This is a genomic window from Paenibacillus sp. CH40, assembly GCF_024213605.1.
GTDB classification, from domain to species: domain Bacteria; phylum Bacillota; class Bacilli; order Paenibacillales; family Paenibacillaceae; genus Paenibacillus; species Paenibacillus polymyxa_B.
The window spans coordinates 412,604-426,198 of record NZ_JANAVQ010000002.1 but is presented as its reverse complement, the minus strand read 5'-3'; the positions used below and the strand labels follow the sequence as shown (position 1 = coordinate 426,198).

11 protein-coding genes are annotated in these 13,595 nt (G+C 45.1%); 6 read left to right on the top strand and 5 right to left on the bottom strand.

Translation table 11 applies throughout. The features are described from left to right. The first annotated feature begins 96 nt into the window (after window positions 1–96). Window positions 97–1,455, top strand: coding sequence for a branched-chain amino acid transport system II carrier protein (brnQ, locus tag NLX73_RS08395; RefSeq protein WP_061831307.1), 1,359 nt, complete (start codon window positions 97–99; stop codon window positions 1,453–1,455). Window positions 1,456–1,471: 16 nt separating this feature from the next. Here the strand turns inward: brnQ and NLX73_RS08390 are convergent, their stop codons facing one another. Then, a complete protein-coding gene (locus NLX73_RS08390) occupies window positions 1,472–2,392 on the bottom strand; it encodes an AraC family transcriptional regulator (protein ID WP_254325869.1) in 921 nt (306 codons plus the stop codon). A 180-nt stretch (window positions 2,393–2,572) separates the two neighbouring features. On the opposite strand from NLX73_RS08390, the gene yicI reads away from it, so the two are divergent. Then, window positions 2,573–4,897: an alpha-xylosidase gene (yicI, locus tag NLX73_RS08385; protein WP_254325868.1), complete on the top strand. Its 2,325-nt coding sequence runs from the start codon at window positions 2,573–2,575 to the stop codon at window positions 4,895–4,897. Window positions 4,898–5,041: 144 nt separating this feature from the next. Here the strand turns inward: yicI and NLX73_RS08380 are convergent, their stop codons facing one another. Next, the gene (locus NLX73_RS08380; protein ID WP_254325867.1) at window positions 5,042–5,995 is read right to left on the bottom strand and encodes a serine hydrolase domain-containing protein; all 954 of its coding nucleotides are present in this window, start codon (window positions 5,993–5,995) and stop codon (window positions 5,042–5,044) included. Between the two features lie 271 nt (window positions 5,996–6,266). On the opposite strand from NLX73_RS08380, the gene NLX73_RS08375 reads away from it, so the two are divergent. After that, a complete protein-coding gene (locus tag NLX73_RS08375) occupies window positions 6,267–7,985 on the top strand; it encodes a methyl-accepting chemotaxis protein (RefSeq protein ID WP_069291672.1) in 1,719 nt (572 codons plus the stop codon). Window positions 7,986–8,075: 90 nt separating this feature from the next. Further along, the gene (locus NLX73_RS08370; protein ID WP_165175743.1) at window positions 8,076–9,386 is read left to right on the top strand and encodes an MFS transporter; all 1,311 of its coding nucleotides are present in this window, start codon (window positions 8,076–8,078) and stop codon (window positions 9,384–9,386) included. 92 nt (window positions 9,387–9,478) lie between these two features. Here NLX73_RS08370 and NLX73_RS08365 read toward each other — a convergent pair whose 3' ends face one another. The 3 genes from NLX73_RS08365 to fsa form a co-directional block, all read right to left on the bottom strand. After that, entirely contained in the window at window positions 9,479–10,678 is a 1,200-nt protein-coding gene (locus NLX73_RS08365; RefSeq protein ID WP_254325866.1) for an MFS transporter, read from the bottom strand. A 1-nt stretch (window position 10,679) separates the two neighbouring features. Continuing rightward, the gene (locus tag NLX73_RS08360) at window positions 10,680–11,135 is read right to left on the bottom strand and encodes a MarR family winged helix-turn-helix transcriptional regulator (protein WP_254325865.1); all 456 of its coding nucleotides are present in this window, start codon (window positions 11,133–11,135) and stop codon (window positions 10,680–10,682) included. Between the two features lie 201 nt (window positions 11,136–11,336). Next, window positions 11,337–11,984 (bottom strand): fructose-6-phosphate aldolase, encoded by a 648-nt coding sequence (gene fsa, locus NLX73_RS08355; RefSeq protein ID WP_013309811.1) that lies wholly within the window; start codon window positions 11,982–11,984, stop codon window positions 11,337–11,339. Between the two features lie 218 nt (window positions 11,985–12,202). On the opposite strand from fsa, the gene NLX73_RS08350 reads away from it, so the two are divergent. Together NLX73_RS08350 and NLX73_RS08345 are read left to right on the top strand one after the other, a co-directional pair. Continuing rightward, window positions 12,203–12,880 (top strand): CBS domain-containing protein, encoded by a 678-nt coding sequence (locus NLX73_RS08350; protein ID WP_254326047.1) that lies wholly within the window; start codon window positions 12,203–12,205, stop codon window positions 12,878–12,880. Window positions 12,881–12,903: 23 nt separating this feature from the next. Further along, window positions 12,904–13,524: a TraX family protein gene (locus NLX73_RS08345; RefSeq protein ID WP_254325864.1), complete on the top strand. Its 621-nt coding sequence runs from the start codon at window positions 12,904–12,906 to the stop codon at window positions 13,522–13,524. Window positions 13,525–13,595: the final 71 nt, after the last annotated feature.

Genomic DNA, 13,595 nt, shown 5'->3' with positions numbered 1-13,595 from the left:
CGGGTTATCACTAGGCTCTATTAACATATATTATACAAATTAAAAAGAAAACGAATAAAAACAAATTGTTGTGAGTTCGTAGTTGGAGGATTTATTATGTCGAAAAGTGTTTCTTCGTCCTTTATTATCATTATAGGCTCAATGCTATTTGCCTTATTTTTTGGTGCAGGGAATCTAATCTTTCCACCTATGCTTGGGCAAATGGCTGGAAAGAATGTATGGGTAGCCAATGCGGGTTTCTTGGTTACCGGAGTTGGCTTACCATTACTAGCCGTCACAGCCTTTGTTTTTTCGGGCAAAAGCAATTTGCAAACTTTAGCGAGTCGTGTACATCCTGTATTCGGCCTTGTCTTTACAACAATCCTTTATCTAGCCATCGGGCCTTTATATGCAATTCCTAGAACCGGTAGTGTGTCATTTGAAATTGGAGTAAAGCCTTTTTTTTCTAACAATGCAGATCATCCTGTCGCACTTGTTGTATTTACTATTCTTTTTTTTGGAGTTGCATGCTTGTTATCACTTAATCCTACAAAAATTATTGATGTTATAGGAAAGTTCTTAACACCCATTAAATTGACATTCATTGGATTACTTGTGATTGTAGCTATTATTCACCCAATAGGAAAATTCCAAGAACCTGCGGAAGGTTATACATCGAATGTCTTTTTCAAAGGCTTTCAAGAGGGTTATTTAACATTGGACGCTCTTGTAGCCTTTATTTTTGGAATTATCATTGTGAATGCAATTAAGGATAGAGGAGTCACTACAAAAAAAGAGTTGATGATCATTTGTGCCAAAGCGATAGCAATTGCGGTTATACTCTTAGCTTTTATCTATACGTCTCTTTCATACATGGGAGCTTCTAGCGTTGAAAAATTGGGTGTTTTGGGAAATGGCGCTGAGGTGCTAGCTAAGGTTTCCTCCTATTATTTTGGATCTTATGGTTCTATTCTATTAGGCTTAATGATTACAGTAGCGTGTTTAACGACAAGTGTGGGGCTTATTACTTCCTGCTCTTCTTTTTTTCATGGATTATTTCCGAAAGTCTCATACAAAAGAGTTGCTCTCATGTTATCTATATTTAGTGCTCTTGTAGCCAACATAGGTTTAACACAGCTTATTAAGGTTTCAACGCCAGTATTAATGGCAATATATCCTATTGCTATTTCTCTTATATTTTTAACTTTTTTACATCCCGTATTTAAAGGAAAGTCAGAAGTATATCAAGGCAGTTTGATATTAACCTTTATCGTTAGTTTATTTGATGGCTTGAATGCTGCTGGAATAAAAATTAATGTAATTAATGACTTTTTCAATCATCTTCTTCCATTATATAATGTAGGGTTAGGGTGGTTAATTCCCTCTGTTTTAGGAGGTGTAGCTGGATACATATTTACTAAGTTAAGAGGAAGAAAAATAATTTTAGTACTTATGAAGCCCAAAAAAAATAAATGATTTATCCTATGGCATATTAGTCTGTTATATAAGGGACAGCAAGCGCCTGATCTGCTTCGTGCTGCTTACGGTACTGCGAAGGGGTCAGGCTGTTCCATTTTTTAAAGGTCGCAATAAAATAGCTTAGATTGTCAAAACCAACATCCAGCGCAATATCAACCACTTTGCGATCACTTTGCTCCAGCAACCTGCAAGCCTTCTGAATCCGATGATAGTTGATATATTCTACCGGGCTTTTCTGAACCATCTGCTTAAAAAAACGGCAAAAATGTCCCTCACTCATTCCAATCTCATCTGCGATCTCCCGTAAACGTATAGGTTCATGAGCATGACTGTTGATATACGCCAGCGCTTTTTTGATCCGTTCAACTTTGTTGCGTTGACCCGCCATAATCACATCCTCTCCGTTAGCAGGGGTCATGTGTGGATACAGGCAGGCAATCATGCTATAGAGCTGCGCCTTGGTCGCCAATTCACGGGCAGGTGTATTCTGCTCATGGCTGGTGATAATGTGTCGCAATGCAGCCAGCACCTCTTGCTCCCAAGGCTGCACGCCTCGAATGTGAGGGGGAGGGACAAGCTTTTTACTGATAAATGGGTCAATAAACTGCGTCTGCACCGTATCCTGCGTGCGGCTGTACAGCATGTCTGGATGAAACACCACCGCAGAAAATATGCAGCGAGGGCTTTTTTGTAAATAACCGGCGTGAAGCTCGCCGCTGTTGACAAAAAGGGCTTCACCTTCGTTAACCTCCGTATAGACCATATCCGTCTGAAAAATGGCGCTTCCCTGCTCCACTACGATAAACTCCATCTCTTCATGCCAATGAGACTCCAGTATACTATTTCCGTTCAACTGCTCTACGCTCGGATATACGCTGACTGGGTACATGGGATTGCCGTGAATGCGGTTTTCCCGCAACATTTCCCTTTGCATTTCAACGACTCCTCTTCTGCAAACTGATTTATATAGAAAACATCAAAATATTGATACAATACGTCAAAATAACCGAAGTAAACCCTTACATAAATCAATATTATTATAGTAAGGATTTCGAAAAAATCCAACAAGCGATTTGGGATCAAGAAATAAAGATTGAAGCGGAGGAAGTAACAGATGAAATTTACTGATGGCTATTGGATGGTTCGCAAGGGCTATGAAATACAAAATCCTGCTGATATCCGTGATATTGTGACGGACGATGCTTCCATGACGGTATATGCAGCGACCCACCGGATCGAGCACAAAGGAGATACACTGAACGGAGCGTTGCTGAAAGCGACCTACAGCTCGCCTATGCCGAATGTCATTCAGGTGCGTCTGAACCACCATAAGGGACGGGTACATCAGGGGCCGAATTTTGAAATTCACACCTTGCCAACAGAGGTAGATATTACAGTGGATGAGGACGCAGCGGTACTGAAAAGCGGCGATCTGAGTGTGCGAGTCGGTCGTGGGAAGAGCTGGGATGTAGGCTTTTATGTCGAGGATCGTAAAGTCACAGGCAGCGGACATCGGGGACCAGGCTATATTACAGACCCGCAGGATCAGCCTTTTTTCCGAGAACAGCTGGAGCTGGGCATCGGTGAGTACGTATACGGACTCGGAGAGCGTTTCACCCCGTTCGTAAAAAATGGTCAAGTGGTCGATATCTGGAATGAAGATGGCGGGACTAGCAGTGAGCAGGCCTATAAAAACATTCCATTTTATCTATCGAATAAAGGGTATGGTGTGTTCGTCAACCATCCGGAAAAGGTATCCTATGAGATTGCATCGGAAAATGTATCAAAGGTTCAGTTTAGCGTCTCCGGCGAATCGTTAGAGTATTTTATTATTGGTGGAGCTAACCCTAAAGAGGTACTGGACAATTACACCAAGCTGACGGGTAAGCCTGCATTACCACCAGCCTGGACCTTTGGTTTGTGGCTGACCACTTCGTTCACAACAGATTATGATGAAGCGACCGTTAACCATTTTGTGGACGGGATGGCTGAGCGGGATCTACCACTCTCGGTATTCCATTTTGACTGCTTCTGGATGAAGGAATACCAATGGTGTGATTTCCAGTGGGATCAAGATATGTTCCCAGATCCAGAAGGCATGCTGCGGAGATTGAAGGCTAAGGGCCTCAAAATCTGCGCATGGATCAACCCGTATATTGCAGAAAAGTCCATTTTGTTCGATGAAGGCATGGAGAATGGTTATCTGGTCAAAACCGCCGATGGCGGCGTGTGGCAATGGGATATGTGGCAGGCGGGGATGGGGCTGGTTGACTTCACAAATCCGGCTGCAGTCGCCTGGTACCAGGATAAGCTGAAGGTGTTGGTAGATCAAGGGGTGGATTGCTTCAAAACTGATTTTGGCGAGCGCATCCCTACCCATGTGGTATATCATGACGGCTCTGATCCAATGAAGATGCATAACTATTATACGCATTTGTACAACAAGGCTGTATTTGATGTGCTGGAGGAAAAACTGGGTAAAAATGAAGCCGCGTTATTTGCACGTTCCGCTACAGCAGGGGGGCAACAGTTCCCGGTTCACTGGGGCGGAGACTGCTCGTCGACGTATGAGTCGATGGCTGAATCCTTACGAGGCGGTTTGTCGCTTGGTTTGAGCGGTTTCGGCTTCTGGAGCCATGATATTAGCGGCTTTGAGTTAACGGCTGCACCGGACGTGTATAAACGGTGGGTACAATTTGGACTTTTGTCCTCCCATAGCCGTCTGCACGGAAACGAATCCTATCGCGTGCCTTGGCTATTTGACGAAGAATCGGTGGACGTGGTGCGTAGCTTTACGAAACTCAAATGCTCGCTGATGCCATATCTGTATCCTTCTGCTGTGGAATCCTCAGTAAAGGGACTGCCGATGATGCGGGCTATGGTATTGGAATTCCCACAGGACCCAACCTGTGCAACGCTGGATCTGCAATACATGCTGGGGGATTCCATTTTGGTAGCCCCGATCTTTAATAAAGAAGGCAATGTGCAGTATTATGTACCAGAGGGTCAGTGGACAAATTTACTTACGAATGAGAGAGTGTCAGGTGGTCGTTGGGTTAACGAGTATCATGATTTTGCAACTTTGCCTGTGCTCGTGAAGCCGAACACACTGTTGGCAATTGGTCATGAGGACAGTCGTCCGGACTATGATTATGCAGATCAAGTGGCGCTTCATTTGTTTGAGCTTGGAGAGGGGCAACAAGCTCGAACGGTTATCGTGAATACGTCAGGTGAAGAAGAGCTAACGGTTACTGCCAGCCGCAAGGATTCTGTCATTACGGTGAAGGCTGAAGGTGCTGTTAAACCATGGTCGATAGTCCTGCGCGGTATCCACGAGGCTGTTCAAGTGGAGGAAGGCAGCAGCCAGTCGGGAGAACAGGGTGTAATCATTACACCAGCTTCCAGCGGACAGCAAGAGCTTACGATTCACTTGGACTAAGTAAGGCTCTAGATAGTGGATGAAGTATGTCATAATGTAGCGATTATATGCAAAAAAAGGGCTTGCCTGATCCAACAGGCAAGCCCTTTTTGATGCAGATTTTTGCTAGAGACCAGTTGCAACTTTTAGCTTCGGTATCTATTCCTATCCATTCTGCTGGAGTAGCAGTGGTACAATATACTGCCGGAAAATATCCACAGGAGCCCGTTTCTTTTTGAATTTATCAGCGGTAACGACAACAACCATGTCATATGACGGGACGACAACAATGTATTGCCCACCGAAGCCGAGAGCGTAAAAATATTCTCTTTCAGTTCCTGTCTCTGTTTCATCTGAAAAGGAAGAAGTCCACCAGTGCCAGCCGTAAAATGCTTTTTGTGGTTTGGCAGCAGGAAGAAACGGACGGGTTGAATATCGGACTGTCTCTGTTTGGATGATCTGCCGTCCTTCCCAGCCTCCTTCGTTCAGATAAAGCCGCCCGAATTTGAGCATGTCCATCGGTCTGAGATGCAGTCCGAATCCACCCGTATGCGTGCCCTGAGGATCGGTCTCCCAATGGTAGCTTTCGATACCGAGCGGTTGGAATAATTGCTGCTCGGCAAATTCAACAACTGTTTGTCCAGAAACATTACGTAATATGGTGGCCAAAAGTTGAGAACAGCCAGAACTGTATTCCATTCGCGTGCCTGGCACATCCGATAATGGCTGTGAAAGCACAAATTGCACCCAGTCTGACGTTTTGCTCATGGTAGGAAAAGAATTTTGCCCGCCAAATTCCGTCCAGTTAAAGCCTGCGGACATCGTCAGCAGATGTTCAATCGTAATATCACGCTTTTGAGAATCACTATCTGTGGCCAACTGGGGAAAGAATTCGAGGATTGGTGTCTCCGGTTTCGGTCCCCGTTGCTGGTCCATAGCGATACTAACTAATGCGGAAATCACGCTTTTGGTACAGGAATTTATTTTATAGAGTTCGTTAGCAATTTGAGGTTCACGATAATAATTCATGATCATGTTACCCTGCTGCTCAATAAGGCAGCTGCGGGTTTCCAACTCGTTAAGCACGTGAATAAGTGGCTTGAGTTCCAGGCTTTTCATGCAGATCCTCCTTGAGGCTTATGGCATACCAATACATAGTATATCACTTTTATAGTCTAGAATTCGAAGGTTACAAACTGAAAACAGTTCATTTACCTAATTTTGAATTTATTTGTTTTTTGATATTAAAAAAGATATATATGTTCACTGAATAGACACAAATATATTTAAAAATCTATACACTTTTTCTGTTTCATTCAAAAAAACAGTCGAATAAAACGATATATAGTAAGTTGGACATTTTATTCAGAAATAACTGGGGGACCGATTCATGAATTTAACCATTAAGGCCAAAATGATTCTTAGCGCGATACTGATCCCGAGTGTGATTGCAGCCATGCTGCTAACCAATTACATTTTAAGCGTACATAGTGAGAATGAGTACAAGGATATTATGAATCGTGAAGAGGCTATTGCGTATAACTCGAAGTCTCTTCAATTTTTGTTAAACGGCATATCTAATGATGAGCGGGCATATTTGCTAACTCGTGACGAACAGTACGGGCGAGAGATCGGAAACAAGCAGAGTGAAGTTGCAAAGTTGCTACAGGAGACAGAAGCTCTGCTTAGTGCAGGTAATGAGGATTCTAAGAAAAAGATGACTGATCTCAAGACGGGAATTAATACCTATATGAATCAAGTTCATCGTTTACTGACTACAGCGGGGTATCAGAGTACAAGAGATGATGCTTTCCCGCCATTTTCTGATTTGCTCGATGATTTTGAAAACGAACGGGTGTTGCGCAAGCAACTGGATACCAAGGTAGTAGCCTTTGTCAAAGCTCAAGAAGATATGGTGACGGTGAAAGTACAGCAAGCGCACCAAACGATGACGAATACATCCTTGATTACGAGTGTTGTAGGACTTCTAGTTATCATTTACAGTATTTTTCAATCCATCGTGCTGATTCGTTCCATTCGTCCATTACACCATATGAATGAGCAGCTGTTGGAAATGTCTGAAGGTGGGGGAGATTTGCGTAGCCGACTTGATATTACGTCCAAAGACGAAATCGGTATGATTGCAAGCTCCTACAACAAGCTTATTGAGGGATTCCGCAGTATTATAGTGGATGCGCAGGATACGGCGCGTACATTAACCGTAACCGCAGAGCGGGTTAGCGTAAGTACAGAGGAAATGAATCAGGCCAATCGTCATACTTCCGGTGTAATGGAAGAGCTAGCGGCTGGTATGGAGCATCAGGTCGATGATATTACACAAACTACAGATACCGTGAAAGAGCTAGCCCACGAACTGGAGCATATTGCAGCTACGAGCCAGCAGGTGTACGAGTTATCTGATACAGCCGCTAAAGATGCAGAAGCAGGAGAACAATCTATAGGTCAGGCTATGCGTCAGATGGAAAAGGTAAGCGAAAGTGTAGACAGCTCTGCACGTGCTGTGCGTTCACTTAGTGAACAGGCCGAACAGATTGGCATGATTGGAGCTGTCATTACCGGAATAGCCAAACAGACAGGAATGCTAGCGCTCAACGCGTCGATTGAAGCGGCAAGAGCCGGAGAGCAGGGGAAAGGATTTGCTGTTGTAGCCTCTGAGGTAAGAAGATTGGCCGAGCAGGTATCAGTTTCAGCAGCAGAAATTACACAATTTGTGCAAAATATTCAGGAGCATGTTGGAAATGTCGCTTCCAGTATGCAGACAGGTACGGTTGAAGTGCAGTCTGGCGTAAAGGTTATGCAATCCGCAGAAACCGCATTTCGTCAGATTGGGAGTTCCATTCAACAGGTCAGCGAACAGATTCACAGTGTAAATCGGTCCGTAGAACAAATGTCCGGCGGATCCGAGCGAATGGTGGAAGCAGTAGAACGTATTCGTGAAGTAGCAGAGCAGTCGGCAGGGGGAACCCAGAGTGTCAGTGCGGCGGCTGAAGAGCAACTGGCTTCCATGGAGGAAATTGCGTCTTCCATTCATACACTGGCGGATATGTCGCAACTTCTGAATGCAAGGGTCGGTGGATTTAAAGTGTAGCCGCATAAATTCCCACCAATGTAAACACAATAACATCTGTTGAACGAATCAGAACAGCTGTGTTATTACTTTTGCAAAGGTGGTAACGGGATGCAACAAAATAAAGGGAATCTGCTTGCGTTAGGTTCCATCCCGCTGATGATGACGCTGGGTAATTCCATGCTGATTCCAGTTTTACCGGAAATCGGACGTAAGCTACATGTAAGCTCTTTTCGGATTAGTATGTTGATTACAGTATATGCGGTGGTGGCCATTTTACTGATACCGATTGCGGGCTATCTTTCCGACCGATTTGGCCGTAAGGCGGTGATTGTTCCCTGTCTGATTCTGACTGTGATTGGAGGGGGGATTTCTGCGGTGGGAGCATGGCTGCTTCACGATTTGGCAGCTTACTGGACCATTATTGCAGGCCGTCTACTTCAGGGTGCGGGAGCGGCAGGGGCTTTTCCTATAGTCATTCCGCTTGTGGGCGATCTGTACGAAAATGAGGATGAGGCCAGCAAAAACCTAGGGGTAGTTGAGACCTACAACACATTTGGTAAAGTGCTAAGTCCGATACTCGGTGCTGCGTTGGGAGCTGTTCTATGGTTTTTGCCATTGGCGGTGATTCCGGGCCTCTGTCTGATTTCGCTCATTTTAGTGCTTTGGCTGATTCATGTGCCCAAGCGTAAGAACCAACCGATTATGTTTCGAGAATTTGTGGGAAATGTGAAGCAAGTGCTTGCCGAAAAAGGACGCTGGCTCTATGCTATTTTCGCCATGGGCGGTATTTGTATGTTTGTCATTTTTGGCGTCCTGTTTTACTTATCTGACATACTGGAAAGTCGTTACAACCTCCATGGAGTGTGGAAAGGTTTTGTGTTAGCCATTCCGCTGATTTCCCTCTGTCTGTGCTCTTATGTAGGAGGCAAGATCATCGGCAAGCACAAAAAGCGCATGAAGTGGATCGGTTTCAGTGGTTTGGCCGTATTGACGATCAGCTTTGCCATTCTCGGATTTTTCCAAAATATTTATGCGGTGATCGGATTGTTTACGTTAGGCGGCGGCGGGATTGGGCTCGCACTGCCTTGTTTGGATTCCCTCATTACGAAGGGAATTGAAAAAGAGGAGCGCGGAACCATTACTTCGTTGTATAGCAGCATGCGCTTTGTCGGGGTATCGTTAGGCCCTCCGGTTGTTTCATTGCTGCTGGGTCGCAGTGGACATGGTCTGCTTTTTGGCGTGATGGCCGCAGTGGGAGGCATTGCAGCTATGCTGATGCTGTTTGCGGTCAGACCCAAGCAGGATGAACCCACAGATGACAAATCCACTGACCCTATGAATGTGGATAAGGGGCTAACAGATGTGTCCCGAGAAAAGCCTCTTTCTCCCAAGCTAAGACGCAAAGCTCCTGTGAAATAAGAAAAAACACCCGTTGTCCCATGAAATCATGGCAACGGGTGTTTTTGAAAACTGAGCAAGTATAAACTAATATTCAATTGTAAATCATAGACTTACCCTTCTAGAGGGACATGTGTCTTAGGCTTACGGCTTGCGACGATTTGTATGACATAGATCAGTAAGAACAGTACAATAAACAGCGAGGAGAGACGGTACATCCACGCATAATCACTTGCTTTGGCGATAATGCCAAGTATAAGCGCTCCGGCTGCAACCCCAAAATCGAGGGAATTGAGAAACATTCCGTTTGCCATACCCCTCTGTTTAGGAGACACGACCTGAATCATCCAGGTTTGCAGGGTCGGCTGCATCACACCAAACCCGATACCGTAGCAAAGAGCAGACATATACATGAAGACATCACTGTGCGCATAGGAAAGCAGGATCAGACCGCCAATTAAAAACAGGGAGCCGGGGATGAGCAGTGCTTTTGCCCCCTTATTGTCATAAATACGGCCCGAGAAGGGACGCACGATCAGCACGGATACCGCATTAAACAGGAAAAAGTAGGCAGGATGCGCCAGATTTGCTTCATCCCCGTAAAGCGCCATAAAGCCGAGTAACCCACCATATGTGATAGACATTAGCATGTTCAACAAGGCGGGAATCCACAATTTACGGTTAAATGCCGGTTTTCGCCCTTCTTCCAAAGGAACCATAGGTGGTTCGATGTGCCCCTTAGGTAGTGTACGAATCAGCCAGTAAGCCAACGGGAATATCACAACAATTACAGCTGCTGTCGTATAGGCAAGCAGGTTGAAACTCCCGTATTGCAGCATCGAAATGCCGATGGTTGGCCCAATCGACATCGCTAGACTGGTGGACAGACTAAAGAAACCCATTCCTTCACCGAGACGTCTGGGCGGGATGACGTCAGAGGCCATCGTTGGAAAGGCCGTACTACTCATACCGAAGCCGATCCCAAATAACATCCGCATGAGTAGAAGCACTGTAATCGTCGGTGAAACACTGTACCCCAGCGTTCCTGCCAAAGCAAACAGTAGGCCCACGAAGATCAGGGTACTGCGGTGTCCTTTTTCCAGCATACGGGCTGAAAAGAGTCGTGCTGCAATCGCACTTAAAGCGAATAAGGTGGTAACGAGACTCACCTGAACGGAACTAGCGTGGAATGTATTTTTCACATAAGAAGGAATGGAAGATAGGATCATCTGTAATTCCAGAAACAAAAATAAATTGGAAACCGTAAGAACGATAAATTCTTTGGTCCAAAGAGGTTGCTTGCCTTGTTGCATATTAATCGTTCTCTCCTTGTTTTTCTGATTCAGTCATGTTGGCGTGAATTTGTAAAAGAGTCCGGCGGAATTGCTTCAGATCGGCCGAGGAAATTCCTTTTACAAAATCGTGATTGGCATCACGTTCGACAGGAAGAGTCTCCTCCACAAGCTGTCGGCCTGCTTCAGTCAAATGAAGCAAATAGGCCCGACGATCCTGTGGACTATTCACACGCCGTACCCAGCCCTTCTTGTCCAACAAATCAATAATTCGAGTCGTGGTAGGCTGGTCCTTCACGGCCTTAGCTGCAATTTCTTTCTGATTTAAACCCTCAGCCTGATAGATTTGGTACTGAACCGACCATTGCTCTGGGGAAATATCATAAGGTTTGAGGCGCTGCAAGAGCTGCTGACTCATTTTGCGGTGAGTAATCCCGAGCAACATCCCAATGGAACAATCGGGAGGCAAGTTATTCATAGGTACTCCTTTCCGTTTCCCGTACATAAATTACTTCGAAATTAATTAGTTGTTATAACAATTATATGAACAACAAGTTATTTTGTCAAAAAAAGTTGTTGAGCGTTTTGGGTTCTGCCATCACTAAAGCCAAAATAAAAAACAGCCCGTAAAATACGGGCTGTTTGGGTTGATATAGTATCGTTTGCCATGACTGGCGAATTAAGCTTTTGGTACAGTTTCCCAGTCCTTCAGGAAGCGTTCGATACCGCTGTCTGTCAGCGGGTGTTTCCACAGAGAAGGGAGCAAGGAACCTGGAATGGTGGCAATATGTGCACCAGACAGAGCAGCATCTTCTACATGCTTAATATTACGGATGGATGCGGCGATGATTTCGGATTTCAGACCATGAATGTCCAAAATTTGTCTCAGCTCACGAATCAGCTTCATACCATCAACAGCAATATCATCCAGACGTCCTACGAACGGGCTGATAAAAGTAGCGCCAGCTTTGGCTGCCATCAAACCTTGAGCCGCGGAGAAAATCAGTGTTACATTCGTTTTGATTCCGTTCTTGGTCAGCTCGTTACAAGCGTACAAGCCGTCTTCGGTCATAGGAAGCTTGATAACCACGTTCGGTGCCCACTTGGCGATATCATAAGCTTCTTTGAGCATATCTTCAGCCTTCAGACCAATAACCTCAGCACTTACGGGACCTTCAACGATACTGCAAATCTCCTGAATGACTTCCTTGAACACTCGACCTTCTTTAGCGATCAGTGAAGGGTTCGTTGTTACACCATCAACCAGACCCAAACGTTCAATACGTTTGATTTCTTCAATGTTACCAGTATCCAAGAAAAATTTCATTTGATTTCCTCCTCAGGTTTATATAATACATAATACATATCACATGCGATGTACAATAGTTCATTTAAATGTAGCATATTGCACACGTTAAACTTATAATTAGTATGTATTACATTCTTAATTGTGACACATTTTAAATTTGAAAACAAGCTGTGTATGATTAAAATTTGATGAATTGTCGGAAGAAGCTGAAATTTAACGATCTATGCTCGTCTATAATGTATACTACCCCACTCCATAAGGAGGTAATCATTATTCAACTGTCTGAAAGACAGCGGGAAATTGTTGATATTGTCCGGCGTCTGGCACCTGTTACGGGGGATAAAATTGCTGAAACACTGGGATTGACGCGTCCGACTCTCCGTTCTGACCTTGCTCTGCTCGTTATGCTCGGGCTGGTGGATGCTAAACCGAAGGTAGGCTACCTGCCAGGACGTTACCCCAAATATGACAGTCATATCGGCAACATGCTCAAAAAGCTGACTGTGGCAGATATACTTAGCGATCCGATTTTGATTTCCGGTGACGCTACCGCCTATGATGCGGTGCTGATGCTGTTTCAGCAAAATACAGGCACGCTGATGGTCACAGGGGAGGAGCAGGAGCTCATTGGAATTGTTACCCGCAAGGATTTGCTGAAGGTCATGCTGGGGCATACCGATCTTCACACCGTCCCGGTGACCATGGCCATGACGCGCCGGGCCCAAATGACGACGCTTGCTCCAGAAGACACTTTACTGGAAGCGATATCGAGACTGATTCGGCATCAGGTCAATTGTCTTCCAGTTTTGGACGAGCAATGTAGCTCCTCAACTCCAATTCAGGGGTTGGTAGGACGGGTTACGAAAACGGATATCATGAACGCCATTCTGAGCTTGACAGAAGAAAAAACGTAAAACATTGAATAAGGGGGCCTTGTATGTACTGGTTGGCCATGCTGACGATGCTGATTGACCATGTCGGACTTGTGTTTTTTCCGACGGATCCGGCTTGGAGAATTGCCGGCAGGCTTGCTTTTCCAATCTACGCCTACGCGCTGTATTTGGGATATACTCATACCCGAGACATTCGGAGCTATATGCTCCGTCTACTCGGACTGGCTATGATTTCTCAGGTGCCCTATATGCTGGCATTTGATGTGCTTAGACCGAACGTAATCTGGACGCTATTGGCCTCGTTGCTCGCGCTGGCTGCTGCATCCCGCTTGAAGCATTGGACAGCTGTAACGGTTCTGTACGTCCTTTCAGCTCTGGTTATGGAGCTCAGCCAGATGGATTACGGAGCCTATGGACTGCTGTTGGTTCTCATTTATCGATACACCCGTTCATATATGATGATTGCAGCCCATTTTATTTTGAACGTAGTGTATGATATGGTGCATCACGCGAATCTCCAACACTTTAGTCTGCTGTCCAGCATTCTGATCGCATGTTTTGCAACTGGAGAAAGCGGATTTTATAGTCGGGTACCGCGCTGGTTGTGGCGCAGCTTTTACCCGGTACATCTGGCTGTTATCGCGGCAATTCGCATCTGGCCCTAATCTACATCTCATACAACAAAAGAACCTTTAAAACCACGACATAAATGGTTTTAAAGGTTCTTTTTTATCCT

What these genes read in the sequence shown, in the direction of transcription:
- brnQ (WP_061831307.1), top strand. Translation starts at nt 97, where the DNA reads ATGTCGAAAAGTGTTTCTTCGTCCTTTATTATCATTATAGGCTCAATG.
- NLX73_RS08390 (WP_254325869.1), bottom strand. Translation starts at nt 2,392, where the DNA reads ATGCAAAGGGAAATGTTGCGGGAAAACCGCATTCACGGCAATCCCATG.
- yicI (WP_254325868.1), top strand. Translation starts at nt 2,573, where the DNA reads ATGAAATTTACTGATGGCTATTGGATGGTTCGCAAGGGCTATGAAATA.
- NLX73_RS08380 (WP_254325867.1), bottom strand. Translation starts at nt 5,995, where the DNA reads ATGAAAAGCCTGGAACTCAAGCCACTTATTCACGTGCTTAACGAGTTG.
- NLX73_RS08375 (WP_069291672.1), top strand. Translation starts at nt 6,267, where the DNA reads ATGAATTTAACCATTAAGGCCAAAATGATTCTTAGCGCGATACTGATC.
- NLX73_RS08370 (WP_165175743.1), top strand. Translation starts at nt 8,076, where the DNA reads ATGCAACAAAATAAAGGGAATCTGCTTGCGTTAGGTTCCATCCCGCTG.
- NLX73_RS08365 (WP_254325866.1), bottom strand. Translation starts at nt 10,678, where the DNA reads ATGCAACAAGGCAAGCAACCTCTTTGGACCAAAGAATTTATCGTTCTT.
- NLX73_RS08360 (WP_254325865.1), bottom strand. Translation starts at nt 11,135, where the DNA reads ATGAATAACTTGCCTCCCGATTGTTCCATTGGGATGTTGCTCGGGATT.
- fsa (WP_013309811.1), bottom strand. Translation starts at nt 11,984, where the DNA reads ATGAAATTTTTCTTGGATACTGGTAACATTGAAGAAATCAAACGTATT.
- NLX73_RS08350 (WP_254326047.1), top strand. Translation starts at nt 12,203, where the DNA reads ATGTATACTACCCCACTCCATAAGGAGGTAATCATTATTCAACTGTCT.
- NLX73_RS08345 (WP_254325864.1), top strand. Translation starts at nt 12,904, where the DNA reads ATGTACTGGTTGGCCATGCTGACGATGCTGATTGACCATGTCGGACTT.